We start from the raw sequence: 25695 nt of genomic DNA on the forward strand, positions 1-25695 counted from the left end.
TATTGATGCTAAAACTTAGGCAGCAACCGGGTTGATCGCACACTCATAGGCGAGTATCAAAGCAGGTGACGATCGCACTTCGCTTTGAGCTCAAAGCGAAGTGAGATCGTCACCTGTAGAAATGCCCTTGATTTATGGAGAATAGCGGACTCGAACCGCTGGCCTCTGCGGTGCGATCGCAGCGCTCTACCAACTGAGCTAATTCCCCTGATTGAGTTTTAATTTAGCATTTTAGATGCCGGATTGCCGGATCTAAAAGGTTTACAGGTCTTGCTTGCTCTCACGTTCGCAGACCGTCACCTACACTAGCACGTAACTGCTAAAAAGGTCAAGTTTTTTCGGCAGCCGAGTCAGTGGGAGCGATCGAGCAAAGTGCCGCCACTCTATCCAACTCTAAATCAGCAAAATAGTCCACCGTCCAATTAGCTTGGCGCTGGATCATGTGAAACGGGTAAGTGTGAGTCACACCCGCAACCTGAATCCCCGCTTTTTTCGCCGCTTCAATCCCCGCAAAAGTATCTTCTATCGCCAAACACTCGATCGGTTGCAGGTTAAAGTCGGGATATTTCTGGTTGAGAAGTTCCACAGCCAATAGATAGCCGTCGGGTGCTGGTTTGCTCGCCGTCAAGTCGTCGCCTGCGACAATTAACTCAAAGTTTGCTGCCAAACCGGCCCGATCTAACACCAATTCTATATCCGATCGCATGGCCCCGCTAACTACGGCCATTTTCAGTCCGGCAACCCGAATTTTGTCAATAAATTCTGCCAAACCCGGATAAATCGGCAGTTTCTCCAAAGTATCTATTTGAGCTTTGTAAGCTTCGGCCTTGCGCCGCAGCAGCCGATCGAGATATGTTTCTGTTAGATATCGTCCCCGGCGCTCTAGCAGTGCGGTAATGCAAGCGCGATTGCTCCTTCCTAAACAAACTTCTCGAACCTCCCCACGTTTGAGCTGGAGATTTTCATCGAGCATCAATCGATCGATTATTTTCTCGTGAATCGGCTCGTCATTAACAATCACACCATTAAAATCAAATAAAACTGCTTTTAGAGTCATTAGTCATTAGTCATTAGTCATTAATCATCAGTCATTAGCAAGTTAGTAGGGGCGGGTTTTACCAACCATCTCAACCTAAAACTAACCATCTATAAAACCCGCCCCCAAAGGGCGAAAAATACACCTCAACAATACATCAAGCGGGAGCTGGAATGCCTGGTAAATCGCCATCAAAATCAGGAGTTCGATCGCCCCAATTCCACCCCCTCGCCACCTTTGCCTGCTCCAAATCTTCCCCCGGCAAAGGTTTCACGCCCTGCGTCACCTGATTAGTCCACCAGTGTTCGTGAGTTTGCACCGCCGCAAATCCAGCCGCCCCCGCCCAAGCATCGAGGCTGCCAGCCGCGTAAGACTTAATATAAGGCTCCTCAAAGATATCAGTCAGCCACTGTGTCTGCCGCAAAGTTTTTTGGTTTCCGTCCAAAATTGCCACTTGTCCCCCAACCTTCAGCAGTCGGAAGCTTTCTCGCAAAATTGCCCGCGATACAGCAGGCGGCGTCTCGTGAAACAGCAAGGAAGCTGCGACTAAATCGAAGCTGGCATCGCCAAAAGCAACGCTTTCGGCATTTCCGTGCAACCACTGGATATTTAAGCCGGCTTTTTGCGCTTTCATGTCGGCAACTACCAGCATATAAGGCGACAAGTCCAAGCCGACAACTTCCGCTTCGGGAAAGGCTTGCTTGAGCATGAGGGTTGTCGAACCCGTGCCGCATCCCAAATCGATAATTCGGCGCGGTTTCACCCGCACAGCGTCAATTAAGCCTTGCCTGACGACTGTTTCGTGGGGAGGCAAAACATATTGCGTGATTGGATCGTAGGAAACGGCGGCACTGGGGTTGAGGTAGCCGCGTTTAATGCCGTGAAAGTTTTGGCTGCTGTAATATTCGGGATAAACTAAGTCGGGTTGTCGGTAGCGATCGCCCGCTGTTTCCCAGTCGATACCTTCGTAGAGTCGTTTCAGTGCTTGTTCGTCGATCGCCAGTCGAATCAGGGGCGACAAAAAGCGCTCGAAAATTGTATCCTTGCCAACAGCCATAAAACACCTTTAACAAAAACTCTTCTAATTTTAGCCAACGGCCGTAAATTTAGCATTAATTAAAAGTGTTGAGCCTCTCTTCCCTCTTCCCTCTATCCATTACCTCCGTTACAAAATCCGTGGGCTTCCTTTCCCACTTCCTGCTTATACGAGTTTAAAAAATGCAACTATAGACACGCTCTAAACTCTTATTTCATCAGTCATTCCCCAATCTCAAATCTCAAATCTCAAATCTCAAATCTCAAATCTCAAATCGTATTACTTTCCGTTAGTAATAGGAATTTTTACCAAACACTCCGTACCCCCGCCCGGAGGTTGAGAAATTTTGATGCTGCCGCCGTGTCCATCTACTACAATTTTGTAGCTAATTGCTAACCCCAAACCCGTGCCTTTGCCCACCTCTTTAGTAGTAAAAAATGGGTTAAAAATTTGGTCTTTAACGCTGTCGGGGATGCCGGGGCCGTTGTCGGCGATCGCCACTTTCAGAAATTTACCGCCATGTTCGCGAACTACTCCTGTGGAAATAGTAATAATTTTATCCAGGCGATCGATCTCATTCAAAGCATCGATCGCATTACTCAGCAAGTTCATAAATACCTGATTGAGCTGAGAAGGATAGCACTCGACTGAAGGCACTTTTCCGTATTTCTTGACTATATAAATTCTATTTTTGATCCGGTTAGATAGCAGCAGCAAGGTATTTTCTATACCTTCGTGAATGTCGGCCAGCTTTTTGTCAGATTCATCCAGGCGAGAAAAGTTTCGCAAAGAAAGAACTATGCTGCGAATGCGTTCGGTTCCTATTTTCATAGAATTCAATATATGCGGCAAATCTTCCTCGATAAATTCTAACTCGATTTCTTCGCTAAAATCTGCGATTTCCTGGGGAACCTCTGGGAAGGCTTCTTTGTATAAACTCACCAATTCTAATAAATCTTTAGTATATTTGCTAGTGTGAGGCAAATTAGCCGAAATGAAGTTAACGGGGTTGTTGATTTCGTGCGCTATTCCAGCCACCATTTGACCTAGGGATGACATTTTTTCGCTCTGCACTAAATGAGTTTGAGTTTTTTTCAGTTCATTTAAGGCACTATTAAGCAGCTTTACTTGGTCTTGGGTTTGACTGTAAAGGTGAGCTTGAGTAATTGCGATCGCCAATTGGTCTGCTACAGCTTTTAACAGTTGAATTTCCTCCCGGCTCCAAAGCCAATGAGTAGCGTGGCTACAAATTAAATAACCCTGCGGCTGGTTCTGAGTCTGGACAGGTACGGCTAAATAGCTATTAGCTTTAAGTTCCGGCGGTTGAATTACACCCTTCGCCCAAGTGTCGCTCGAAAGAATAATTGGTTCGCCTTGACCACTCCGTACTAACACATTTTCGAGAAAGTAAGACTCAAACTTTATGCCTTGTGTCGCAGAATGAGATGGGCAACATTCCCACAGGATTTGTAACGTTTTTTCTTGCGGTTTGTACCAACCAAAAGCCGCCCCTTCTAGGTGCAGCAAACTTACTATTTCTTCGACTGTACTTTGCACAATTTTGTCTAATTCCAGGGAAGCGCGAATGCGTCCAGCAATCCGGTTGAGCATGGCTTCGCGCTCCGCTTGAGCGCGATTGTTTTCGGAGGAGTAAATTAGCCAAATGGCTGCTAGCATTGCCGGGATGAGCAGTCCGGCGACTACGGATGTCAGCAAATTTAATGCTTGCAGTTGGGATTCAATATTTTCGCGGGGAATTACTAAAGCCATCGACCAGTTAACTTCCTTGAGTGGAGCATAAGCCACATACACCCATTTGTTATCTATTTTTACGAGTTCGATGTTCGTCTGGCGGTTGATCATTTGCCGCGCAATTGTGGAGAGTGCGGGGTCTTTTGACTGTAAAAAGCTTGGGGCCTCCCGGTCGATATTTCCGATTAAGTTATTGTTGGGATGAACAATTGGCACTCCTTGTGAATTGAGAGCAAAAGCATAACTATCGGAACCGTACAGCAAGCTGTTAGCGACAGATGTTACTCGATCTAATTTAATGCTGCCTGAGAGGACTCCAATTACTTTATTGGGAGCGGGAGGCAAGGCCCAAATAGGAGCTGAAATAATAATTGTAGAAACTTTTGTACTGCGGCCGATCAGCGGGTCGGAAACGTTGATCTGTCCGGCCATTGCTTTTTGAAAGTGTTGGCGGTCTTTGCTGTTCGCGCGGTTGCCTAAAGTGTTGATAAATAAGCCGTCGCGTTGAGTTAAGGACAGGACGAAATACTCTTTTAATCTGTATATTTCTCCTTGCAACCGGGGCTCGACTAATTGCCAATTGAGAGTGCCAACCGTAGGATCGTAAGCAATGGTTTCTATTTCTGCTTTGCGGCTGCTTAGCCAGCGGTCGATTTCATCGGTGCCTTTTTCTAGTTTTAATAGTGCTATTTGCTTTAAATTATCAAGGATTAGTCCGCGCACGAAAAAATAGCTGATGCAAGCAGTTGTGCTAATGGTTAAAGCGGTGGTGCCCAGAATTAGCAGGGTCAGCAAATGGCGGCGCTGCCGTCTGTGTTGCCAAAGACTGTGCGCTTGCTGCCACTGCGATTGAGCAGAATTGCTGATGTTGTCCCAAAAGTGGCGCAGGTTTTTTGCTTGGTGTGGCGGCGCAGACACAGATCCGGCTTGATTTGCTGGGTTTTGCATCATCAAATGTTCCCTCAGAGTCAACTTCATCAAACGGTCTTCGTCATTCGGCAGATTTAATATCAGGCAAGTAGTGAGACAATTTAAGAAAAGAATGCAACTGTAGCCAAGATTCAAACCCTCGTAGTCATCAGTCATTCGCAATCTAAAATCTAAAATCTAAAATTTAAAATAATATGACTTACATTCCGGATTGCAAACAATTTTTCTTATGGTTGGGCACTCGCCTTCTATTTTGGCATCAATTTTATATTTCGACCTTCGATTTACCTATTGGAGGTTTGTGCTTTACGATATCTTTAACATCTATCTCGTTTGTATAACAAAATAATTGTAAATAACACAGAGAAAATACGGAGTTTTTTAGATTACCAATGTATTATAATGTATGAGCAAAACTCTCTTGACAATTTTACTAATTTGTGCTGTGGTTTCAATGGGAAATTTTTTCGTCTAAAGCTTTTTTTGCCAAGCGGGTTGCATAAACGGTGAGGGCGATCGTTGCTAGCAAACCAATGCCATAGAGAGTCCACTCAGCAGCAGTGCGCGATCGTCCGCTAGATCCGAGTGCAGCCAAACTCCCAGCCAGGGAACCGATATAAACATACATGACAGTTCCGGGAATCATGCCGATCCAAGATGCGAAAAAATAGTCTTTTAGAGATACCTGCGTGACTCCAAAAGCATAGTTAAGCAAATTAAACGGAAAAATGGGAGAAAGTCGCGTCAGCAGCACAATTTTCCATCCTTCAGAAGCAACTGCGGAGTCGATCGCCTTAAATTTTTGATTGCCCTCTATCTGTTTGGAAACCCAGTCGCGAGTTAAATACCGCCCTACCAAAAAAGCGCAAGTTGCGCCTAAAACCGAGCCGATGGAAACACAAACCGAACCGCCAACGACTCCGAACAAAACGCCAGAACCAAGAGTCAGCAAAGAACCGGGGATAAATAGAACCGTTGCTACAATGTAAATTAGAATAAAAGCTGCCGGGCCCCAAGGGCCGAGACTCGCGATCGACTCCAGCGCATTTTTCAAAATTCCTTGGAAGTTAAAAAACCTAGTCGCTGCAATTAAAGCCACAGCTAAACCAATCGCTAAAATCAGCTTCCACCTATTTGATGTTGGGGGATTTTCACCGGGCGAGCGCGAATCATTCATTACCTCAACTCTCCACTCTCAATAATATGGGCATGGGGCATTTGGCCCAAAAGCATGGGGAATCGGGAATCGGGAATCGGGCCCAAAAGCATAGTTTCTTCCTTCTTCCTTCTTCCTTCTCAAATCAAAGTACCGCCGCAGCTAGAACCGCAACCTGCCGTACAGCCGTAACAATAAGCAGCCGTTTGCACCTCTTGAATCACATCTAAACTGCCAGATTCGAGCAATTTAGCAACAGTTATCTTTTCCCCGCTGCCAGTTTTCGCGGGCAAATTTTCCATTTGGTTAAAATCGCAGTCGTAGACATTGCCCAAATAGTCGATCGACAATTCGTTACGGCACATTAAATGTTCCAGAGTACCGGGGTTAAAATTCTCCTCCAAAAACCCGAGATAAGGCTTGTGCAGTTTCTTATGTTCCAAATGAAACTTAGTCCGTCCCACCGGCAAATTAGTAATCGCGAACAATTGATTAAAACAAATCCCAAAATGTTCTGCTAAATAAATCTTGTAATCTTGCTCTAACTTGCCTTGTTCCGGTGTTAGCGAAAACTTGTCTGTTGCAGGCACTTGTGGATTGTACACCAAATCCAGAGTTAAATTTGGGTTTTTCCCGTATCCCAACAGATTTAGCTTTTGCAGCGCCCGAATCGAACTGTCAAAAACACCGTTGCCGCGCATTTTGTCCACATTGTCAGCTTGGTAGCAGGGAAGCGACGCCACAATTCTGAGTTGGTGCTGCGCGCAATATTCGGGAATATCTTCAAAACCTTTTTCAAAGTAAATCGTCAAATTAGAACGAACAATTACCTCTTTACCTGCCGCCCTGGCAGCTTCCGCTAGCGGTTTAAAACCGTAAAGCATTTCGGGAGCACCGCCGGTGAGGTCAACTGTTTTAATTTGAGGAAAGCGGCGAATGATTTCAATTAATTGGTCGCAAATTTCCGGGGAAAGTTCTTCTGTTCGTTTCGGGCTAGCTTCTACGTGGCAGTGAGTGCAAGCGAGGTTGCAGCGTTTGCCGAGATTAATTTGTAAAACTTTAATCTGCTTTTTAGTTAAAGCTGAGTTAATTTTGTTTTTGAAAGGCGTGACTGCTGTCTGAATCATGTGCTCACCTTTTGGTCTGTTCTCGCAACGAATGTAGAGGCGTTCCGGCGGAACGCCTCTCATAATTTAGCACTAATTCTTTGGATGCGACAGCGACTAATTTGAATGATTGGCAACAAATTTAATTGAAACTCACATCTTGCACCATTCTTAAGAACAGGCTTTCCGGCCTGTTCCACAAAAGTTAATTTTCTTGTGGGGTGGGAATCCTGCCCGCCCGTCTACTTAATCTTACTTTAGAGAGTCAACTAATGTTTCAACTCGTGCTTTAATTTCATCTCGAACGCGGTGAAAAGTTTCGATGGGTTGTCCGTCGGGGTCGTCGAGTTGCCAATCTTCAAACACTTCTCGCAATACCCACGCTTCGGGTAAATTCACGCCGCAGCCGCACAGAGAAATTACGGCGTCGTAGTCTTCTGCATTGAATTCGCTTAATGGGTTTGATGTTTGATCTGTGATATCAATGCCGATTTCTGACATGACTTGAATTGCTGTCGGATGAACTCTGCTTGATTCTAACCCGGAACTGGTGACTCCAATCTTGCCGGCTCCGATGGTTTTAGCCCATCCTTCAGCCATTTGCGATCTGCAGGAGTTTCTTTTGCAAACAAACATTACTTTTTTCATGCTTTTTGTTGGTTGTTAGTTGTGAGTTGTTGGTTATTGGTTGTTGTCGGGGTTCCAGGGGTTTCTAAGGGCCCGGTAATTCCAGGGCGCGATTTGCTAGGGCGATCGCCTCTTTAGCGGCTTGTTCTTTGCGTTCGCTGTAGCGATCGGTCAAATAGTCGGTTTGCTCCCGCAACAGCAACGTAAACTTGTACAGTTCCTCCATCACGTCGATCGCGCGATCGCGATAAGGCGAATCCTTCATCGTCCCATCTTCATTAAACTCCTGATAAGCCTTAGCAACCGAAGACTGATTCGGAATCGTAAACATCCGCATCCAGCGACCCAAAATTCTCAAAGTATTGACAGCATTAAAAGACTGCGAACCACCGCTAACTTGCATCACCGCCAAAGTTCGGCCTTGAGTCGGTCTGACAGCCCCAATACTTAAAGGAATCCAGTCAATTTGATTTTTCATAATGCCGGTAATATTGCCGTGCATTTCTGGACTCGACCACACTTGACCCTCCGACCACAGGCTCAATTCCCGTAATTCTTGAACCTTCGGATGCGTATCGGGAACGCTACCATAAATCGGCAATTCTAGAGGATTAAAAAACCTAACTTCGGCATCGAAGCCCTCAATAATTCGAGCCGATTCTTCTGCCAATAAGCGGCTGTAAGAACGCTCTCTTAACGAGCCGTATAGAAACAAAATTCTCGGTTTGTGCGTAAAATTTGCCATAATGCTTTCAATTAAAATCCCGAAATCCGTTAGATATTTCCCGATAAATTGCGACTGCTAATTGTGCTCCCCAAATAGGAGCAACCCAGTAAACCCAGTGGTGTTCCCAAATACAGCCAATTAAAGCCGGGCCGAGAGAGCGTGCCGGATTCATGCTCGCTCCGGTAATCGGCCCCATAAATGCAGCTTCTAACCCTACAGTTAACCCAATTGCTATCCCGGCAAATCCGATGTGAGCGCGTCTGTCAAGTCCTGAACCGAGGATAACAAACATTAAGATAAAGGTCAAAACAGTTTCTAAAATTAGAGACTGCAACCAGTTACCATTGAGAGGGAGAGTTGCACCGAGATTTGCTACTTTTCCTAGGGTAATTAGCAGCAGTTGAGAAGCTGCGATCGCACCCGCACACTGCGCTAAAACGTAAGGCAAAACTTTGTATTTTGGGAAAAAACCGCTCGCCCAAAACCCTAAAGTTACGGCCGGATTAAAGTGTGCACCGCTGATGTGTCCTAGGGCGTAAATCATCGCAGTTACTACTGCCCCAAATACAAAACTGATGCCTAAATGAGTTACGGAACCAGTGCTAGTTTTGTTAACCATCACCGCGCCGGTGCCTGCAAAAACCAAAATAAATGTACCTAGAAATTCGGCGATCGCCTCTCGCCTGCAATCGGGCCGAGCACAAGCTAACCTATGAGCTGTTGCATCCATCGCTCTCAACTAATTGGTTCCATCACATCATATCAATAAAATTTGATATGTCAATCATCAAAACAGCCATATCAGTATTTGAGTGATTAAGAAATGTTGATGGGTTAACCCGCGTCGGAACAAGGCCGCGCCGGCAGGATCTGGCTGAAGCGGCGGTATTCGGCGAGGTACTGTTCGAGGGCGACAAACTGGCCTAAATTGAGGCTGTAGTAAATCCAGCGCCCTTCTTGGCGGCTGCGGACTAAAGCTGCATCCTTCAAGGCTTTGAGGTGGAAAGAGAGTTTAGGCTGAGGGACATTGAGTCGATCGCACAAATCGCACACGCACAACTCCTGTTCCCGCAGCAACTCCAAAACCTGAATCCGCAGGGGGTCAGAAAGTGCGTGAAAGCCAGCAGCAATCAATTTATCTGCAACAGGTGGCGCGATCGGAGAATTTTTAACCATAAATTACCCTTAATTTTTTATTCAAAAACTCCCAGTGCGATTTCTTGTTTTTACCGTTAGATTTGAGCGGGTTATCATTTGATGACAATCCCAAACCAACTGCGAACTCTTTCTCTTCTAGGACTAACGATTAATTCTCTTACCGATGCAACACCCAGTAAGCGCAGCCGCTGATTGCAGCAGCAATTGGCAAGGTCAACATCCATGATAGTAGAATCTGATAGAAAACGCGCACATTAGCTTTTTTTGAAATCAATCCTACACCAAAGATTGAACCTACCGAAACATGGGTAGTAGAAACTGGAAGTCCATAGCGACTGGCAGCAATAACTAAAAATCCCGTCACTAAGTTTGCCACAAGCCCTTGACCGGTATTCATGGCTGTCAGCTTTTTGCTCATTGTTTCGGCAACTTTTTTAGCATTCAATAAACCGCCTATCGCCATTCCCAAACCTACTGCTAAACTTCCCCACTGAACTGATATTGATTGACCGACTAACATCAGCGAAACAATTTTCGGAGTATCGTTCAATCCTCTGGCAAAACTGACTATTCCAGCACTCATAAAATGGCAAACATCCACTAATTTTTGGCTGGGAATTTGTAAGAAATTTCCCCGGTACCTTTGCGTGCATTTTTCTAGAGAATCAACCGCGACATCAGCCGTCGTGATGCACTTCAGTATGTTAGTTGCATCGGGCTGGGGAATGGGAATAATCTGTTGAATTTGACCAGCGCAAATACACCATTCTTTCTGGATTCCTAAATAAACTCGCAGGTAGCGAGACAGCGCATAAATTAAAGCTCCTAATAGAATCGCAATCATGGGACTCAGCAACAAAGGCATTAGAAAATTTTTCTGCAATGCAGTCAAATTAACTTGAGTACCAAGTGCTACTAAACCTGCACCGACAAGAGCACCTGTAAGACCGTGAGTTGTGGAAATAGGGAATCCAGTTAAGGTAGCAAGAATAACGGTTAAACCCGCAGCGATCGCGACTGCCAAATGAAAATCTGTGCCATTGGCGATATCGTCTGGAACTAGCCCTTTTCCAGAAAAGCTTTTTACCAGGGTTTGTGCTATAAAAATAGAAAATACTGAACCTGCAAAAGTTGTGATCGTTGCCCAACCAATTGCTGTTTTATAGTTGGTCGTCTGACTGCCAAACAGTGTCGCCACGCCTTTAAAATTATCATTAGCACCATTGCAGTATGCTAAAAAAAAGGTGGCGAGAAATAGCCCAATAAGTAACATATCTTACTAAGAATAAGTGTGGTTTATTTGAAACCGTTTTTTGCTCAAGCCCCTAGAGCACCGAATTTGATTGTATAGACACAGGTGCATCAAAAAAAAAAATAAAAATATTAAGATTTGTTGGGGACTAGGCGAGCGAGCGCATCTTAATTTCGCGCAACATGGGCGCGATATTGAAGGATACTATAATTAAGGGGCGGCGATCGCTTCAGGTACGCTCAACCCACCCATTCACTTAGGATTTTGTACCCGCGCAGGCACATCAGTGAGTCCAGCTTTCTGCATCAGCGAAATCACCCCTATAGATAGAATTCCCCCAATAATTGCTCCGACAACTACCAGGATAATAAAGACTTTTTGCAGAGTTTTTTTAGTTGCCGGGTGGTACTGTCTCGGCAATTCTTCACCTTGCTCGTCAACTTCTTGCTCCAAAGGGTCTAGCGGATTGGAGGGATTTGAGTTAAAGGGATTGGGCGCTTGATTCATGGTTAGTTTAGGTTAAAGGAGCTCGACAACTATTTTAACTTGCGATTTAGCCTCGCAGCTTAAATAATACATTCGGGTTTTACTGAATACTCTATAAATTTTATTAAGATTGCTAAAATACTGATTAACCCGGTTTATTCAATAAACCGGGTTAATCATTATACTAAAAGTTTTATGTCACGCTTCTGCTTTTGACAGGCGATCGAGAGAAATTGTTGCAGCCTCAGATACTTGAGAATTACTATCTTTTTCTAAGTATTTCAAAGCCGAAACGCTCTTAACACTCGGCAAATTGCCCAAAGCTTCAGCCAGCCTCTGGCGGATCAGCCAATCTTCCGACTGAGCAAAATTGAGGATGCGATCGATCGCCCCAAGATCTTTAATTTCCCCCAAAGCCGAAATTGCCGCCTGCTGGATCACTACTTGCTCGCTGTCGAGAGCTTTCAGCAGCACATCGCGGGCCCGGGGATCTTTGAGATTTCCCAGAGAAACAGCAGCGCTGAAGCGCACCAGCCATTGAGTATCTTCGTAAAAAGCCCGCACCAAAGCATCAAAAGCTCTGATATCTTCCAGATAGCCCAAAGCACCCGCAGCGTCAGCGCGAATGCCGTAATCCGGGTCAGTTTCTAGCAATTTGACTAGAATAGGATAGCACTCTGCTGTCGGTTTGACCCCGAGAGCAAACACAGCCATCGATCGCACCTGCAAACTTTCGTCGTTCAAGACCTTTTTAATCAAAGGCACCGCCTCTGCAGCAGGCACGTTCCGCAAGTTGGCCAAAGCCACCATTCGATCGGCTGAATTTTGGCTTTCTAACTTGGCTGCAATTTGCTCTAAGCTTAAAGTTGTCATTATGGATAAATCTTGTAGTAAAACTTTACATTCGGGTTATTTTGATTATAGGGGAGTCTCAGGAGAAAAGCAGGCAGTAAAAACCGCCCAAGAATTTGAGATCAGTGAGATTGCGAATTAGTGGCACGATTAATCTAAAGTTCAGATTGCGTGGAAATAATCAAAGAGAAAGTTTATTATTTAAATCCCAAGCACAGGCGAGGTGTTTCTGCCGTTCCCTAAGGCTTTGCCCGATAGTTAGCCGCCCTCTGACAACCTGCAATCAACTATGCCGTTCTACCACCCGCCCTTTTACTCCTCAGCCTTAGAACAAGCGATCGATCGCTACCCCCTCACTGCCGGGCCAGAAACTTCCTTAGCAGTGGCGATCGCCCTGATGAGTCAGTTGCAAAACAGTTGTCCCCTAGTCAAAACACCTGTACCCTCAGACCGGGGGGCGATAACCGAAACATCCGCGCCGGAAAAGGTGCGGGCCCGCTGCGTGTTCGTCGTACAGAACCAGCAGACTATTACCACAGGCAACTTATCCGACAACCCCAGCCGCGGACTGTTAATCGGCATATTAACTCCCGCCGACCTAGTGAGGCTGATAGCTTCTGGCAAAATAGACAGCCAGCACAAAGTAGGCCTGCACAAAATACCAATTTCCGAAGTGATGTCCCCGGTGTCGGTCTCCCTCACAGAATCCGATGACCAAGACGTGTTTACCGCTTTATCCTTATTTCGCCAGCACAAGATTCGCTATTTGCCGATCGTCAATCAATTTCGCCACTTGGTAGGAGTGCTGACGCGGGAAAGAATTCGCCAAGTATTGCAGCCTTCAAACATTCTTAAATTGCGGCGGGTAGCAGAATTAATGACTACGCCAATTACAGCGCCCCACACCGCCTCGCTGCAGAGCATAACCGAACTGATGTCAGAGCATCAAGTCAGTTGCGTAGTGATTACAAAAAACAAAGAATTAACAATGGAGAAGCCCAAAGATGACTATACCTCCATTTTTCACTATTCCTTTCACCAACCCCTGGGAATTATTACCGAATATGACCTTGTGCAGGCACAGTTTCTCGAACTAAATTTCCAGCAAACCCCAGCTCAAAAAGTCATGAGAACTCCCCTGCAATTTCTTCAACCCTCCGATTCCCTATGGACGGCGCACAAAGAAATGCAGCAGCAACAAGTGCAGCGGTTGGTCGTGTGCGGCGGGCGCGGAGAACTGTTGGGGATTATTACTCAGACCAGCTTGCTCAGAGTCCTCGACCCCACCGAAATGTACCGAGTTGTCAAACAGTTGCAGCAGTCGGTTTATCAATTGCAAGCCGAAAAAGTGGAACTGCTGCAAAGCCGCAATGCCAAACTGGAACAGCAGGTGCGGGAAAGGACTGCAAAACTCCATGAACAATTGCAGCGCGATCGCCTGTTAACTCACATTTCCTTGCGGATTCACCAATCCTTAAACCTCGAAGAAATTCTCAACGCCAGCGTCGATGAAGTCCGCCAAGTTTTGCAAGCTGACCGAGTAGCAATCCTGCATTTAGAGTCCAGCAATTACGGCATTGTAGTCGCAGAATCCGTTGCCGAAAATTGGCCTTCAATCTTGGGAGAAATCATGCCGGATAATATTTGGCAAGAATCTGCTTCGGTGATTGAACAGGAAATTTATGCCGTCCCCGACATCGACCAAGCCTGTTTGATCCCCGAAAAATATGCGCGGTTTCAGCAAGCGCAAATCAAAGCTTATTTGATTGTACCAATTTTGCAAGACGGCAATTTGTGGGGGATGATGTGTGTCCATCAGTGTTCCCAATCCCGTCAGTGGCAGCCTTCGGAAGTGGATTTGCTGCTGCAACTGGCAACTCAAATCGCGATCGCCATTCAGCAAGCCCAACTCTATCAGCAAGTCCAAAATCTCAACACCGACCTCGAACGCCAAGTCCAAGAACGCACCGCAGAATTGCAGCAAAAAGTTCACGAACTCCAGCATTTAAATGTCCTCAAAGATGAATTTCTCAGCACAGTTTCTCACGAACTGCGGACGCCTTTAGCTAATATAAAAATGGCTATTCATATGCTGAGAATTTCTCCCACAGTCGATCGACGCCAGATTTACCTAGAAATTTTAGAAACAGAATGTACTAGAGAAACAGATTTGATTAATGCTTTGCTAGATTTGCAGCGGCTCGAAGCCGCAACTTGTCCGATCGACCTCGAACCAGTAAACTTAGAAGTCTGGCTGCCTACTATTATCGACCCGTTTTACACCCGGGCCCACGACCGCCACCAGGATTTGCGAGTAGAGTGCGCTCGCCACCTCCCCACGATCAGTTCCAACCGCGCTAGTTTGGGACGAATTTTAGCCGAACTCCTCAACAATGCCTGCAAATATACTGCCAATGACGGCGAAATTTTTCTGAAAGTTGAGTGCAAAAACGGAGACTGGGAACAAGGAGGACAAAGGAAAAATTCGCGAGAAGCAAGTGCTGTGGCTTCAGAAATCCAATTTACACTCAGCAATCAATCGTCCATTTCCATAGAGGAATTGCCTCGAATTTTTGAGAAATTTTATCGAGTTCCCAACGCAGATCCTTGGAAACAAGGAGGTACAGGTTTGGGTTTAGCTTTGGTTCAAAAACTTGTGGAACAGTTGCAAGGAAAAATTGAGGTTGAAAGTAGGAATGGCTGGACTAATTTTATCGTCACATTTCCTACCAACCCGGATGGAAATTAGTCCGCCATCAGTCAATTTTAGATTTGAGATTTGAGATTCTAGACTTCGGCGTAAGAGGTTCGGCGAGCGCGAGCGTCAAGTCGCGCTCAGTCGAACGATTTTAGATTTTCGATTTACTCCACAGACAAATCTGGGAGATTGAACTAGAGTCTAAAATTTTGGGATTTCCATGACTACGAATTTCAAAGGTGGTACCCGCCACGTGATTTATCCGTGGAATCAATCCAAAATCGAAAATCAAAAATCCTCAAGAAAGAGCATTTATCCGTGGGGTCGCCTCTAAAATCGAAAATCAAAAATCTAAAATCGATTGACTCCTGTCGGGGGCTGGTATCCTTTTTTTTGAGGTCATCTTTGTTGGTTGTCACTCTTTCTTAGGAGCTAGTTTGCGGATACGAGACGGTGCTGGTGTCAAATTCAAATATTCATTTTTATCTTCAACAACTGATGATCGAGATGCTGGATACTTCTTGCGTTTAGGGGCATGATTCGCAACTGTTCCCAAGCATGGTATGCCAAAATTTTCTAATTGACTGAAAACTTTTTGGACTAAAGAAAAGGGAACCTGCTGAATTGCTACAACCATCAGTATGCCATCGGTGCGCGCCGCTAAAAAATTCGCATCTTTACTGTCCGCCAGCGGCGGCGTATCATAGATAACTAAGTCAAATTTTGCGTGAAGTTCTTCCATTAAATACTGCATCTGAGATGATGCCAGCCGTCGGGCAGTACCAGGATTCGGGACACCAGCAGTTAATACAAAAAGATTATCTGCTAGATGCGATCGTTGGATAATTTCATTGGGTTCGTTTTTATGGTCGAGCAAGTTGCTCAATCCCTTGACATTAGGGAGTTCCAACAGCAAGTGCAGGCTGGGCGAATGCAAATTAGCGTCTACTAACAGCACTCGCTGACCCGCCAGCGCTGCCACGTAAGCTAAGTTTAAAGCAACGGTAGATTTGCCTTCGCCAACTTTAGCCGAACCAATTGCCAAAGAGCTAATCGTTCGATTTGAAGAAAGAAAGCGAATATTAGTATAAAGAGAGTCAAAAGCTTCTATAAATTCCGCAGCATTTTTCTTATTACCCTCTTTTCCTTCAAGATAAGCATAGGCACTAGCAATAGAAGGCGGCAATTTTCTAGCATTTTTGTCCAGAGGAATTGCTCCCAATAAAGGCGCATCAACCGCATCTTTAACGTCATCAGCACAGTAGAAAATATTGCGAAACTTTTCAATGAGGATAGCAGCTCCCAGACCCAAAACTAGCGCTCCAATAACTGCCATCATTAATTTGTTTTTAGCTTTCGATGGAACTGGTATCAGGTTGCCCTTCTCATCTCGCGGTATCCGTGGTTCAGAAATTATTTCCCAAGGTACTTGGCTTTGAGCTGCTTGGACGCGCAGAGTTTCCCGCTGGCTTAAAAGTTGATCGCGGGTGCGGGCGGCTACTTCTAATTGCTGTTGCAGTTCGTTGTAGCGGCGGGCTATGGTGGGGAATTCTGTTGCTTGCCTGTTTAAATTGTTTTTAGTTTGAGTGATTGCCTGAAGGCGAGCTTCTAAGACTTCAACTTGGTTAGCAGTATCAACCAATTGTTTAATCAAGCCTATGCGAATAGAATTTTGAAAATTTTGAACTTTAGAATTAGCTTGGGTGCCGACTAAATTTTGCCCCAAAATTCGATCAGTTTGCTGGTTGAGCAAAGCTACTAAATTTGCCCGCTTGCGCTCTAAAGCTTCCACTATAGGGTTAGCAGATTTAAAACGAGCTGTTTCTACAGCAATCTGACCTTCTACTTCCTTAACCTTGGTCAGCAACTCTTTATATTGAGGCTCTTCGCTTAAAGCTGAAGCGGCAATAGCTTCATTTGGTGTAAAATCTAATTGTTTTTGCAAGTTAGCGTACAGCGTTTTCTGTTCTTGCAGTAGCCTTTGAGTTTCTAACTCTAAAGTTTCTACGGTACGAACTTGCTGGATTAATTGCGTGCCTTGTTCTTGAGGATTGGTAATCTTTTGCTGCTGCTGTATCAACTGTAACTCCGATTTCAGGTCGTTTACGCGCTTATTGAGTCCCGGAAGCTGGTCTTCAATAAATTTAACACCTTCACCAATCCGAGTCTTGCGTTCATCAAGACTGTACTTTAAATATTTCTTTTTAGTTTCTTGTAAAACGAACTCAACTAAATTAGTATCATTCGCCATGAAGCGAACTTCCAAAATTTTAGTCAGCGTCCTCTCATCTTCTCCTATCCGCAAAACGATTAATTCTTTTTCAAGAATTTTTTCGGTAACTTTTGGATATCGTTTTTGGACTTGTTTAACAATAGCCGACAGCATCTGAGGACTCTTGAGAATTTCAAGTTGAGTTGCGTAGTCCAAACTAAAAAAATCTCTACTAGGTACTCCTCCCCCCTCACTGCGATTGGCTAGGGCAGATGGATCAGCAATTCTGGCCTCCGTTGTCACGGGTTCCACTAGCATCCGAAAATCGCCTTGATATGTTTTCTTGCCTCCCTTGATCTGATAAACAGCTCCAGCGCCTACTAGACCTATAATCCCAATAATGATTAGGGCTTGTCGCTGAAAAGTCCTCAACAACGGCTTTACATTCAATCCTTTCTGAGGCTGCGCGCTTAACTCTTCTCCCTCGTCAACGGAAAATTGCTGCACCTGTCGGCTCTGGTTGCTAATGGGTACGATATGAGCGTCCTGTTCTCTTTCCATGTTGACCTCTTGGATATTTTGTGGGTAAAATCAGCTTTCTTCTGCGAGCCTTCGGGTTGATACTTTGAGCATTGGCTTAAGGATATCACACGAAATTATTGGTTGGTTGAGCCCACTTCCTTCTAATATTTCTCACTACTTTCACATAGTATACAAAAATAGTTAAATCCCTATGCTAGGCAGGCAGTAAAACTTCTTTTACAACTGCTGGAGAGTTATATCAGACTGCATTTGGCTCTGCTGCGTTGTGCTTGTATTTCGGGTTTCCGGGCGACGAAGCCAACTTTTGCAGGTGTTGCTCAGCTTCGCGACAGGGGGTTCAATAACTTTACCAAACTTTTACAATTGACCGTAACACCTCAGCCGCTGCTGGCGCTGATATTGGTTTATCCTCTATGCCATTTTTCGGTTCGCAGTCCAGGGCAGAAGCATTTGTTAACTTATCCGCTAACTGACCGGCTAAAAGGTTTTGCATTTCCCATGTAGATATAATTAGCCACATTCAGGAGATTTTTTGGAACGGCAACTAATCCAATCAATTTCCGATAAAAATCTGTTTCTTCTTTTAATTATAAACTTTTTGAGGGGCTGGATGACTGATTAAGTATATATATTTACTGATAGTGATAATTATATCACAAACTACTCTCTATAGTGCGCGACAGACATAAAATTTAATAATTTGTGTTCTCAAGCCCGATCGACATATCGAACAACTCAAGCATTCGGGGTTTTTCTACCGGGGCGGATGGGGCGGCGCGATTTATGTATTTTCGTAAAAAAACTAGGTTTCTGGGTTGCGGGGCTATTACTAAAACTCTCCCTGTTATTCGCCCTCCAAGCAAGCTATAGCAATCCTTTCGGTAAACGCGCAACGGGCTTTTTGGGAAATTAACCAATGCCATAAGAAGATGACACATTGTTAAAGAAAAAAAAGAGTTCGCACAGGGTGGGAGGATTGCTATTGATCTTGATCAGATTAGCTATCGGTAGTTGTTGTTTTTTGATTTGACTACTTACCAACTACTCATTATTAGCGCTTACTGATTTTGTGCTTTTCTTTCTCGCAGTTTCAGCAATATTTCTGCATGAACTTCGCGGGTTATAGGATAAAAATATGTAAGAATCATGCCAGCAATTAAAGCAATTGTGGGCAGCGGCCCGATCGCAACTCGAATCGCAAACAGTGCCGACTCTGGCTGTACGGGTGCAGGCTGTCCCGGAACTGTAGATAGAAATCCAGCTCCTTCTAATGCTTGGCCTACCAACCACAAACCCCCTGCCAATCCGATTTTTTGCAGCAGTACCATAAACGAATAGAAAACGCCTTCGCGTCTTTCTCCTGTTTGCAGTTCGTCGAGTTCGATCACATCCGGTATCATTGACCAAGGTATTAGATAAGCCGTGGAAACTCCGACACCTGCCATGACTGCTAATACGTACATTTGCAATACTTGTCCTGGTTGCAGAAAAAATAGTCCAGCTTGGGCAATAATCCACAAACTCATACCCATAAAATATACGGCTTTTTTGCCGTATCTCTCGCTGACTTTACTCCAAACAAATAGCATGATTAATGCAGTGCCTTGAACTGCGATCGCCACCAAGCTAAAAACGTACTGTGGCTGTTGCATCCAGTTAACAACAAAGTAGGGAATAATAGTAGCAGTCAACTGCACTCCCAGCCAAGAAAAAAGATAAATTCCAATTACGTACAAAAAAGGGCGATTGCTAAAAGCAATCTGCAACTGTTCTTTTAGTGGCAAAGATGTAGAATTATCTAGTTCGGCGTTTTCTAATAGTTGGGCTGCGACGTGCTTGCGAGTTCCCAAAACACACCAGTACAAAGGCAAGACAGAGATAACTGCACAGATTGCACCTAATACTAAATATTGTTGATTGGGGTCATTTTCAAATACACGAAAGATAATTAGGGCTAAGATTAATGAAAAAATGCTGCCGCCAATGGAGAAAGCAAACCGAAAACTATTAAGGCTAGTGCGTTCGTTGTAGTCTTGAGTAAGTTCTGGAGTCAGGGCAGTGTAGGGAAGATTGACAGCCGTGTAGGCGGTGTTGAACAAAATGCTGATCCCAACATAGTACCAAAATAACACTGTGTGATCCGTGCTAGGTACAATCCACTGCAATAAGAAGAATATGCCGAAGGGAATTCCACCATATATTATCCAAGGATATCGGCGGCCCCAAGGGTGAGAAGTGCGATCGCTCAAAACCCCCACAATCGGGTCATTTATGGCATCCCAAACCTTGCCAACTACCAAAATATTACTGGCTAAGCCGGCAGGTAAACCAGCGACATTGGTAAAGAAAACTAGGAGGTAAAATGCCAAAACATTAGCGGTAATTGCCGGGCCGAGGTCGCCGGCACCGTAAGCTAATTTTGTTGAGAAACTGAGTTTTTGTGTTTTGGGGTTGTCGGCGGCTGGTCGAGGCCCGGAAGTGTTGGTCATAAACTTTGATTTCGAGATTTTTTGGCAGTCACAGTCTTTCCAGTAGGAGTATAACTCGCGCTACGCCCTAATACTAAGTTTTTTGTAGCGATCGGGATAAGCTTGAACATTTGGTAATTGATAATTGGGTAATTGGTAATTGATAGGTTAGTGGGGGCGGGTTTACCAGATTATTTGTCTTAGGCAATTATGCTTGGTAAAACCTGCCCCTACTTAAGGAAAAAGTTGCGAAATCTGAACTTCTATTTCTGGAAATGCCAGCATTGACAAAACATCATCTTCATTAAATAATGTTTCTTGTCGGTAGTTTGCCTCGCCCGGTTCGCGAAAAACATAAACTTGCCGCGTGTTAACATCAAGTATCCAATAATCAGTAATTCCTGCCTTAGCATAAGCCGGTGCTTTTCGCTTGCGGTCTGTTTCTAAAGTCGTGTCAGCTATTTCTATTAATAAGAAAATATTGTCTGGTGCGGGATGAAAATCTTGGTACAGCCGAGGGTCAATTTGCACTACAGCAATATCCGGTTCTGGTTCTGAATTTATACTTAGAGTAACCGGGTCTTGGATGCGAATTAAAGCAAGTCCTGCCAGCAGATTTCTCAGATAGTCGGCTGCACAGAGATTAGTTGCGGCGTGGGGAGGATTTTTTGCACTCATTGAAATAATTTGCCCGTCAATTAATTCGACTCGTTCATCGGGATTGAGAATACCTGTTTCGGTCATGCGGCGATATTCCTCTACAGTCCACAAGCGTAAATCTGTTACAGTCATGGCACAATTTCCTTTTGCGATATTATCTATTATCCTAAAAGCCGAAACCGTTTTTTTATCAAAATACTGGATAAGAGACTTTAACACTGGTAAAAAACCCGGTTTCTTTGGTAGATTCCCGGACGACTTTAAATCCCAAATCCCCAATCTAAAATCTAAAATCTAAAATCTAAAATTGCTAGGTCAGCAATCTAGATTTAGCTGTAATTGCTCCCACACACCACAAAATGGCATTGACAATTTCCGATCGCTGAATATCTTCTGCGTCTAAAAAACTTGCAAACTCTTCCTCAATATTCAAATGATCGGCAAAATCATAAAGTATGCGCTTGTATTCAGTTGGCATAGGTATTAAAGTAGCTTTCACTAAATCGAAAAGCGCGTTCAAACAGTTGAGGATAGTAGCTGACTCGTCAAAATCTTCGGCATCGAGCAAGTACAGCGTTTCTGCAATGTCGCAAATAGCGTCTATTTCTGTGGGTGGCTTTCCCAGTTTGCTGACATCGATATTGCACAATTGGAGAGCGTTAATCGCTAGTTCTGGACGGGTAAAAAATACAAGTTGACCGCCGGCTACTAAGGGCGGCTCTTGTTCTCCATAGACAATTAGAGTATATAGATTTGGTATTTCGGTGCCGGGGTCGATCCGGAAACCGAACAGCCACAACAATTTTTCTGTATTTGGGCTCGCTGTTTGCAGTGTTGTTGGGAAAATATTTGGTTCTGACATGAATTTTTAATCCCTATAATACGCTCTTAAACTCGGTTTCTACGCAATTCTTTTGTTTTTGTGAGAAATCTACAGAGGAACCGGGTTGATAAGGCAAGAGTGCGTAATTTTTTTTCTATAAATTTTGCTGGATTATGTCGCAGCATTCGGCAACAGTTGCTCTTTCTTTCATTGCTGCTACTAGGGCTTCATAAGCTGATTTGTGGCTTTCGATCAGGTTTTTTGCTCGCAGCAAACCCCAGTTTTGTTTAAGTTGAATTTCGGAACTGGGACGGCGCAGTTGTGTTAAAATTGCACTAATTTTGGTACGGTCTTCTGCTCCTCCTTGTGCGCTGCCGTAAACAAATTTTTCGGCGACTATTCCGGCCATCCACACGGTACAATATTGGTCTAAAAGTTGGGCGGAAAGTGTGCCACTTTGGAGTTGAGATGCTAATTGTTCGTCTTCAAATCGGACGCCGCCTTGGGCTGTTTGACCTTGTTTAAATGCTTCCCAAGCGTTGAGGGCGTAGCTGGTTACGGGAATTCCTAAAAGGTGGGCAACTAGGAAGTGTCCTGCTTCGTGGTGAAGGATTCGATCGCGCTTTTGTTTGGAAGTTCCTCCCAGCCAATCTAATAAAATTGTACCGCCTTGACCTTGCCACTGGAAACTGTCGAGGGTGGCTAGCCCCAACAGGCAAAAAGTGGCGATCGCAGGTACGGCTTCTGGCAAGTTGAATAGGGGCCCCAACAATATTGAAATGGTGATGGCAAAGATAGAAATAGCGATAATATTCAAAGAAGTGTCTTTCATAATGGGGAATTGGTAACTGGGAATTGGTAATGGGTAATTTGTAATAGGGAATTGGTAATGGGAATTGGTTTTAGAGGTAAACTCAGGTACGATCGCGCGATCGGTTTGGCAGCGTCGGGTCGAGCGCAGCACCTGGGACTTCCGACAAAAACACCACCTTCCAGTTTGACTGAAAATTGTCTCTCCGAAGCCACCGATATTAAAAAGATATTAAAATAAATCAAAGTCCAGTAAAAGTGTTAGTGGAATCCTTCATGTCAGTTTTGGCAGCGATCGCAGTTTTAGGTATCTTGATTGTCGTTCACGAACTCGGCCACTTCCTGGCGGCGAGACTTCAACACATCCACGTCAACCGCTTCTCTATCGGTTTCGGGCCCGTCCTCTGGAAGTACCAAGGCCCGGAAACTGAATACGCCCTCCGCGCCTTTCCCCTGGGAGGTTTCGTGGGTTTCCCGGACGACGATCCAGACAGTACAATTCCCCCAAATGACCCGAATTTGCTCAAAAATCGCCCTGTGCTCGATCGGGCGATCGTCATTAGCGCAGGGGTAATTGCCAATTTAATTTTTGCTTACTTCCTGTTGGTGGTGCAATTGGGTACTGTCGGCGCGGCAGAAATGAACTACCTACCGGGAGTTAAAGTCCCGGAAGTCGCTGCGGAAGTCAGTTCGGCCGCCAAACAAGCGGGAATTCGATCGGGCGACGTTGTTCTGTCTGTTGACGGCAAGGAATTGGGCGCTTCCCGCGAAGCAATCAAATTATTGGTCACAGCAATCCAAGATCATCCCAACCAACCCCTAGCGTTGGAAATTCAGCGCCAAGAACAAAAATTTGTGGTGACAGTAACTCCTGAAGAGTCGCCCGACGGCAAAGGTCGCATTGGCGTGCAGCTAACTTCTAACGGCACTGTGGTGCGGCAGAGGGCCGGATTTGTAGAGGCGTTTAGCAAGGCCGCCAAAGAATTTGAGCGGGTTGTGGTGCTGACGGTTCAAGGTTTCGGGCAGTTACTTAGCAATTTCAGCCAGACTGCCGACAAGTTGTCCGGGCCTGTGGCGATTGTGGCGATTGGTGCAGGGATTGCCAAATCGGATGCTGCGAGTTTGTTTCAGTATGCGGTGTTAATTAGCGTCAATTTGGCTGTGATTAATATCTTGCCTTTACCTGCTTTGGACGGCGGTCAGCTAGCTTTTCTGTTAATAGAAGGACTGCGGGGCAAGCCTCTGCCGAACCGCATTCAGGAAAATGTCATGCAGACTGGTTTGGTGTTGTTGCTGGGTTTGGGAGTTTTCTTGATTATTCGCGATACTGCTAATTTGGCTGGCTTTGATTTGCGAAATTTCATGCAATAGTAAATGAAGGCAGAGGGAAGAAGGAAGTTCGGCAACGGATTCTGTAACGGATGTAACGGATGTAACGGATTTCAGGAAGAAGGAAGAAGGAAGAATTATGTCTAGTTTTCCGTTTTCCTATTTTCCTATTTTTCCCTCTCTTTTTTTCCTACGCAAGCGAGGCAGAGCCTCTGGTTATGGGTTCCCCGGTCGTGCCTGGGAACCAGTTAAAAACTAATGACTAATGACTAATGACTAATGACTAATGACTACTGACTAATGACTAATGACTAATGACTAATGACTAAAAAGTTCAGTTTAAAACAACGATCGCTCGAAATTCTGATTCGCCTCAAACGCCTCTATCCAGAAGCTCCTTGCACTCTCAACTACGAAACTCCCGTGCAGTTGCTGGTGGCGACGATTCTCTCGGCTCAGTGTACGGACGATCGAGTAAATCTGGTAACGCCCGCTTTGTTTGAGCGTTTCCCCGATGCGGTTGCTTTGGCAAATGCTGATTTAGAAGAGCTCGAAAGTCTGGTGCGATCGACTGGTTTCTACCGCAATAAGTCTAAAAATATTAAAGGTGCTTGTCAGGCGATCGTCAATAAATTTAACAATCAAGTGCCGCAGCGGATGGAACTGCTGCTAGAATTGCCCGGAGTTGCCCGCAAAACGGCTAATGTCGTTCTCGCCCACGCTTTTGGTATTAATATGGGCGTGACGGTAGACACTCACGTCAAACGTTTGACTCAACGGTTGGGATTGACCGAACATACCGATCCTATAAGGATCGAGCGAGATTTGATGGTATTGTTGCCGCAGCCGGATTGGGAAAATTGGTCGATTCGGTTGGTTTATCACGGCAGGGCCGTTTGTAATGCGAGAAATCCGGCTTGCAATATTTGCGAACTTGCAGATTTGTGTCCTTCTGCTAATAGTTTGGTGTTGCACCAAGGTTAAGTATAGGCAAGATGCCTTTACCACAAAAATGTTGAGTTATTGCAGATTTGTGTCCTTTTGCTAATAGTTAGGTGTTGCACCAATGTTAAGTACAGGCATCTTGCCTGTACCACAAAAATGTTGAGTTATTGTGGAACAGGCATCTTGCCTGTTGCTAAAAATCTTGTTGACAAAAGAAATAATTCAAATAAAAGCGAGCCGAAATCACCAAAATATAGTAAAATAGTAGATTGTGATTTATCTAAGGATATCAACAGATTATGGCTAAAAAGAGCATGGTCGAGCGCGAGAAAAAGCGCCAGAGACTCGTAGACAAGTACGCCGACAAGCGGGAAGACCTGAAAGACCAGTTTGACCAAGCTACCAATCAGATGGACAAAATGGCGATTCACCGCCAACTACAACAGCTACCCCGCAGCAGTTCACGGACTCGCTTGCGGAACCGCTGCTGGGCAACTGGACGCCCCAGAGGTGTCTATCGTGACTTCGGACTGTCTCGCAACATGATGCGAGAAATGGCTCACGAAGGTCTTTTGCCCGGTGTTGTGAAGTCTAGCTGGTAGCACGAAGGAAGAAGGAAGAAGGAAGAAGGAAGAAGGAAGAAAAAAACTCACAATTAATCGGCAGGATTAGGTTTGGGGTTGATTTTTGTTTCAGACTTATGAGTTAAATTTTCCTCCTTCTTGCTTCACTGGCCGCAGCATTTATCAATGCCGAGACTTTCGAGTAACAAGTCGCTGACGGCGTTGGCGATCGCAAATTCGCCGTAGAAGCTTTTAGAAAAATCATAGGCCTGCATTTCGGTGACGATCGCAATTACGAGGCTGCCCACGTCATTTTCGCCTTCCATGCGCTGGCGGACATAGATTTGGGCAGCTCTTTTAGCTATTTGCTGGTTGGCTGCTTCTGGGATAAACTCGGAGTCTAGCCATGCCAGCAGCGTTTGTTGGAGCCATTGGCCTTCTTGTTCAGGGTTTTTGGCGGGCGGTAAGGTAATAGGTTCAATGGTTTCAGACATGATTATTCCTAATTGCTAATGTTGACTTTGAA

The 25695-nt window shown here is 45.0% G+C and carries 23 protein-coding genes and 1 tRNA gene; 5 read left to right on the plus strand and 19 right to left on the minus strand.

From position 1 onward, the window contains the following. Positions 1 to 135: 135 nt before the first annotated feature. The 13 genes from QUB37_RS09355 to QUB37_RS09415 all read right to left on the minus strand — a co-directional run bounded on the left by QUB37_RS09355 (position 136) and on the right by QUB37_RS09415 (position 12139). Positions 136 to 208 (minus strand) — tRNA-Ala (locus QUB37_RS09355). A 120-nt stretch (positions 209 to 328) separates the two neighbouring features. Next, complete coding sequence (locus tag QUB37_RS09360; RefSeq protein ID WP_333161215.1) at positions 329 to 1057, minus strand: HAD family phosphatase; 729 nt, start codon at positions 1055 to 1057, stop codon at positions 329 to 331. Positions 1058 to 1193: 136 nt separating this feature from the next. Beyond that, a complete protein-coding gene (locus tag QUB37_RS09365) occupies positions 1194 to 2093 on the minus strand; it encodes a methyltransferase domain-containing protein (protein WP_333161216.1) in 900 nt (299 codons plus the stop codon). Positions 2094 to 2351: 258 nt separating this feature from the next. Continuing rightward, positions 2352 to 4910 (minus strand): ATP-binding protein, encoded by a 2559-nt coding sequence (locus QUB37_RS09370; RefSeq protein WP_333161217.1) that lies wholly within the window; start codon positions 4908 to 4910, stop codon positions 2352 to 2354. Positions 4911 to 5205: 295 nt separating this feature from the next. After that, positions 5206 to 5931: a TVP38/TMEM64 family protein gene (locus QUB37_RS09375; RefSeq protein WP_333161218.1), complete on the minus strand. Its 726-nt coding sequence runs from the start codon at positions 5929 to 5931 to the stop codon at positions 5206 to 5208. A gap of 119 nt (positions 5932 to 6050) precedes the next feature. After that, positions 6051 to 7037, minus strand: a complete 987-nt coding sequence (gene arsS, locus QUB37_RS09380; protein WP_333161219.1) for an arsenosugar biosynthesis radical SAM (seleno)protein ArsS — start codon at positions 7035 to 7037, stop codon at positions 6051 to 6053. 231 nt (positions 7038 to 7268) lie between these two features. Then, positions 7269 to 7664 (minus strand): arsenate reductase, glutathione/glutaredoxin type, encoded by a 396-nt coding sequence (gene arsC / locus QUB37_RS09385; RefSeq protein WP_333161220.1) that lies wholly within the window; start codon positions 7662 to 7664, stop codon positions 7269 to 7271. 64 nt (positions 7665 to 7728) lie between these two features. After that, positions 7729 to 8388 carry an arsenical resistance protein ArsH gene (gene arsH / locus QUB37_RS09390; protein ID WP_333161221.1) on the minus strand — a complete coding sequence of 220 codons (660 nt, stop codon included), beginning with the start codon at positions 8386 to 8388 and terminating at the stop codon, positions 7729 to 7731. A 7-nt stretch (positions 8389 to 8395) separates the two neighbouring features. After that, positions 8396 to 9100, minus strand: a complete 705-nt coding sequence (locus QUB37_RS09395) for an MIP/aquaporin family protein (protein ID WP_333161223.1) — start codon at positions 9098 to 9100, stop codon at positions 8396 to 8398. 104 nt (positions 9101 to 9204) lie between these two features. Continuing rightward, the gene (locus QUB37_RS09400) at positions 9205 to 9546 is read right to left on the minus strand and encodes a metalloregulator ArsR/SmtB family transcription factor (RefSeq protein WP_333161225.1); all 342 of its coding nucleotides are present in this window, start codon (positions 9544 to 9546) and stop codon (positions 9205 to 9207) included. Positions 9547 to 9685: 139 nt separating this feature from the next. After that, the gene (locus tag QUB37_RS09405; protein ID WP_333161227.1) at positions 9686 to 10801 is read right to left on the minus strand and encodes an inorganic phosphate transporter; all 1116 of its coding nucleotides are present in this window, start codon (positions 10799 to 10801) and stop codon (positions 9686 to 9688) included. A gap of 231 nt (positions 10802 to 11032) precedes the next feature. Beyond that, on the minus strand, positions 11033 to 11287 hold the full coding sequence (locus tag QUB37_RS09410) for a hypothetical protein (protein ID WP_333161228.1): 255 nt from the start codon (positions 11285 to 11287) through the stop codon (positions 11033 to 11035). Positions 11288 to 11464: 177 nt separating this feature from the next. Continuing rightward, positions 11465 to 12139, minus strand: a complete 675-nt coding sequence (locus QUB37_RS09415) for a HEAT repeat domain-containing protein (RefSeq protein WP_333161230.1) — start codon at positions 12137 to 12139, stop codon at positions 11465 to 11467. Positions 12140 to 12407: 268 nt separating this feature from the next. Here QUB37_RS09415 and QUB37_RS09420 point away from each other — a divergent pair, with 268 nt between their 5' ends. Further along, positions 12408 to 14867 (plus strand): CBS domain-containing protein, encoded by a 2460-nt coding sequence (locus QUB37_RS09420; protein ID WP_333161232.1) that lies wholly within the window; start codon positions 12408 to 12410, stop codon positions 14865 to 14867. Positions 14868 to 15231: 364 nt separating this feature from the next. On the opposite strand, the gene QUB37_RS09425 is transcribed toward QUB37_RS09420, so the two are convergent. The 5 genes from QUB37_RS09425 to QUB37_RS09445 all read right to left on the minus strand — a co-directional run bounded on the left by QUB37_RS09425 (position 15232) and on the right by QUB37_RS09445 (position 22354). After that, positions 15232 to 17589 (minus strand): polysaccharide biosynthesis tyrosine autokinase, encoded by a 2358-nt coding sequence (locus tag QUB37_RS09425; RefSeq protein WP_333161234.1) that lies wholly within the window; start codon positions 17587 to 17589, stop codon positions 15232 to 15234. A 1040-nt stretch (positions 17590 to 18629) separates the two neighbouring features. Continuing rightward, positions 18630 to 20060 (minus strand): MFS transporter, encoded by a 1431-nt coding sequence (locus tag QUB37_RS09430; RefSeq protein ID WP_333161236.1) that lies wholly within the window; start codon positions 20058 to 20060, stop codon positions 18630 to 18632. Between the two features lie 213 nt (positions 20061 to 20273). Beyond that, positions 20274 to 20831, minus strand: coding sequence for a Uma2 family endonuclease (locus QUB37_RS09435; RefSeq protein WP_333161238.1), 558 nt, complete (start codon positions 20829 to 20831; stop codon positions 20274 to 20276). 178 nt (positions 20832 to 21009) lie between these two features. Then, complete coding sequence (locus QUB37_RS09440) at positions 21010 to 21561, minus strand: hypothetical protein (protein WP_333161240.1); 552 nt, start codon at positions 21559 to 21561, stop codon at positions 21010 to 21012. A gap of 115 nt (positions 21562 to 21676) precedes the next feature. Beyond that, complete coding sequence (locus QUB37_RS09445; protein WP_333161241.1) at positions 21677 to 22354, minus strand: ATP-dependent Zn protease; 678 nt, start codon at positions 22352 to 22354, stop codon at positions 21677 to 21679. A gap of 57 nt (positions 22355 to 22411) precedes the next feature. Here QUB37_RS09445 and QUB37_RS09450 point away from each other — a divergent pair, with 57 nt between their 5' ends. The 4 genes from QUB37_RS09450 (at position 22412) to rpsN (ending at position 25208) form a co-directional block, all read left to right on the plus strand. Next, on the plus strand, positions 22412 to 22573 hold the full coding sequence (locus QUB37_RS09450; protein WP_333161243.1) for a hypothetical protein: 162 nt from the start codon (positions 22412 to 22414) through the stop codon (positions 22571 to 22573). Positions 22574 to 22608: 35 nt separating this feature from the next. After that, positions 22609 to 23703 (plus strand): RIP metalloprotease RseP, encoded by a 1095-nt coding sequence (gene rseP / locus QUB37_RS09455; protein ID WP_333161245.1) that lies wholly within the window; start codon positions 22609 to 22611, stop codon positions 23701 to 23703. 279 nt (positions 23704 to 23982) lie between these two features. Beyond that, positions 23983 to 24645: an endonuclease III gene (gene nth, locus QUB37_RS09460; protein ID WP_333161247.1), complete on the plus strand. Its 663-nt coding sequence runs from the start codon at positions 23983 to 23985 to the stop codon at positions 24643 to 24645. 260 nt (positions 24646 to 24905) lie between these two features. Continuing rightward, positions 24906 to 25208, plus strand: coding sequence for a 30S ribosomal protein S14 (gene rpsN, locus QUB37_RS09465; RefSeq protein ID WP_190740106.1), 303 nt, complete (start codon positions 24906 to 24908; stop codon positions 25206 to 25208). A 125-nt stretch (positions 25209 to 25333) separates the two neighbouring features. Here rpsN and QUB37_RS09470 read toward each other — a convergent pair whose 3' ends face one another. Continuing rightward, positions 25334 to 25663 carry a hypothetical protein gene (locus tag QUB37_RS09470; RefSeq protein WP_190740107.1) on the minus strand — a complete coding sequence of 110 codons (330 nt, stop codon included), beginning with the start codon at positions 25661 to 25663 and terminating at the stop codon, positions 25334 to 25336. Between the last annotated feature and the right edge of the window lie 32 nt (positions 25664 to 25695).

The sequence above is a fragment of the Microcoleus sp. AT3-A2 genome (assembly GCF_036705685.1).
Taxonomy (GTDB): Bacteria; Cyanobacteriota; Cyanobacteriia; order Cyanobacteriales; family Microcoleaceae; genus Microcoleus.

Coding starts and splice junctions, on each gene's coding strand:
- QUB37_RS09360 (WP_333161215.1), bottom strand. CDS start 1,057: ATGACTCTAAAAGCAGTTTTATTTGATTTTAATGGTGTGATTGTTAAT.
- QUB37_RS09365 (WP_333161216.1), bottom strand. CDS start 2,093: ATGGCTGTTGGCAAGGATACAATTTTCGAGCGCTTTTTGTCGCCCCTG.
- QUB37_RS09370 (WP_333161217.1), bottom strand. CDS start 4,910: ATGACTGATGACTACGAGGGTTTGAATCTTGGCTACAGTTGCATTCTT.
- QUB37_RS09375 (WP_333161218.1), bottom strand. CDS start 5,931: ATGAATGATTCGCGCTCGCCCGGTGAAAATCCCCCAACATCAAATAGG.
- arsS (WP_333161219.1), bottom strand. CDS start 7,037: ATGATTCAGACAGCAGTCACGCCTTTCAAAAACAAAATTAACTCAGCT.
- arsC (WP_333161220.1), bottom strand. CDS start 7,664: ATGAAAAAAGTAATGTTTGTTTGCAAAAGAAACTCCTGCAGATCGCAA.
- arsH (WP_333161221.1), bottom strand. CDS start 8,388: ATGGCAAATTTTACGCACAAACCGAGAATTTTGTTTCTATACGGCTCG.
- QUB37_RS09395 (WP_333161223.1), bottom strand. CDS start 9,100: ATGGATGCAACAGCTCATAGGTTAGCTTGTGCTCGGCCCGATTGCAGG.
- QUB37_RS09400 (WP_333161225.1), bottom strand. CDS start 9,546: ATGGTTAAAAATTCTCCGATCGCGCCACCTGTTGCAGATAAATTGATT.
- QUB37_RS09405 (WP_333161227.1), bottom strand. CDS start 10,801: ATGTTACTTATTGGGCTATTTCTCGCCACCTTTTTTTTAGCATACTGC.
- QUB37_RS09410 (WP_333161228.1), bottom strand. CDS start 11,287: ATGAATCAAGCGCCCAATCCCTTTAACTCAAATCCCTCCAATCCGCTA.
- QUB37_RS09415 (WP_333161230.1), bottom strand. CDS start 12,139: ATGACAACTTTAAGCTTAGAGCAAATTGCAGCCAAGTTAGAAAGCCAA.
- QUB37_RS09420 (WP_333161232.1), top strand. CDS start 12,408: ATGCCGTTCTACCACCCGCCCTTTTACTCCTCAGCCTTAGAACAAGCG.
- QUB37_RS09425 (WP_333161234.1), bottom strand. CDS start 17,589: ATGGAAAGAGAACAGGACGCTCATATCGTACCCATTAGCAACCAGAGC.
- QUB37_RS09430 (WP_333161236.1), bottom strand. CDS start 20,060: ATGACCAACACTTCCGGGCCTCGACCAGCCGCCGACAACCCCAAAACA.
- QUB37_RS09435 (WP_333161238.1), bottom strand. CDS start 20,831: ATGACTGTAACAGATTTACGCTTGTGGACTGTAGAGGAATATCGCCGC.
- QUB37_RS09440 (WP_333161240.1), bottom strand. CDS start 21,561: ATGTCAGAACCAAATATTTTCCCAACAACACTGCAAACAGCGAGCCCA.
- QUB37_RS09445 (WP_333161241.1), bottom strand. CDS start 22,354: ATGAAAGACACTTCTTTGAATATTATCGCTATTTCTATCTTTGCCATC.
- QUB37_RS09450 (WP_333161243.1), top strand. CDS start 22,412: ATGGGAATTGGTTTTAGAGGTAAACTCAGGTACGATCGCGCGATCGGT.
- rseP (WP_333161245.1), top strand. CDS start 22,609: ATGTCAGTTTTGGCAGCGATCGCAGTTTTAGGTATCTTGATTGTCGTT.
- nth (WP_333161247.1), top strand. CDS start 23,983: ATGACTAAAAAGTTCAGTTTAAAACAACGATCGCTCGAAATTCTGATT.
- rpsN (WP_190740106.1), top strand. CDS start 24,906: ATGGCTAAAAAGAGCATGGTCGAGCGCGAGAAAAAGCGCCAGAGACTC.
- QUB37_RS09470 (WP_190740107.1), bottom strand. CDS start 25,663: ATGTCTGAAACCATTGAACCTATTACCTTACCGCCCGCCAAAAACCCT.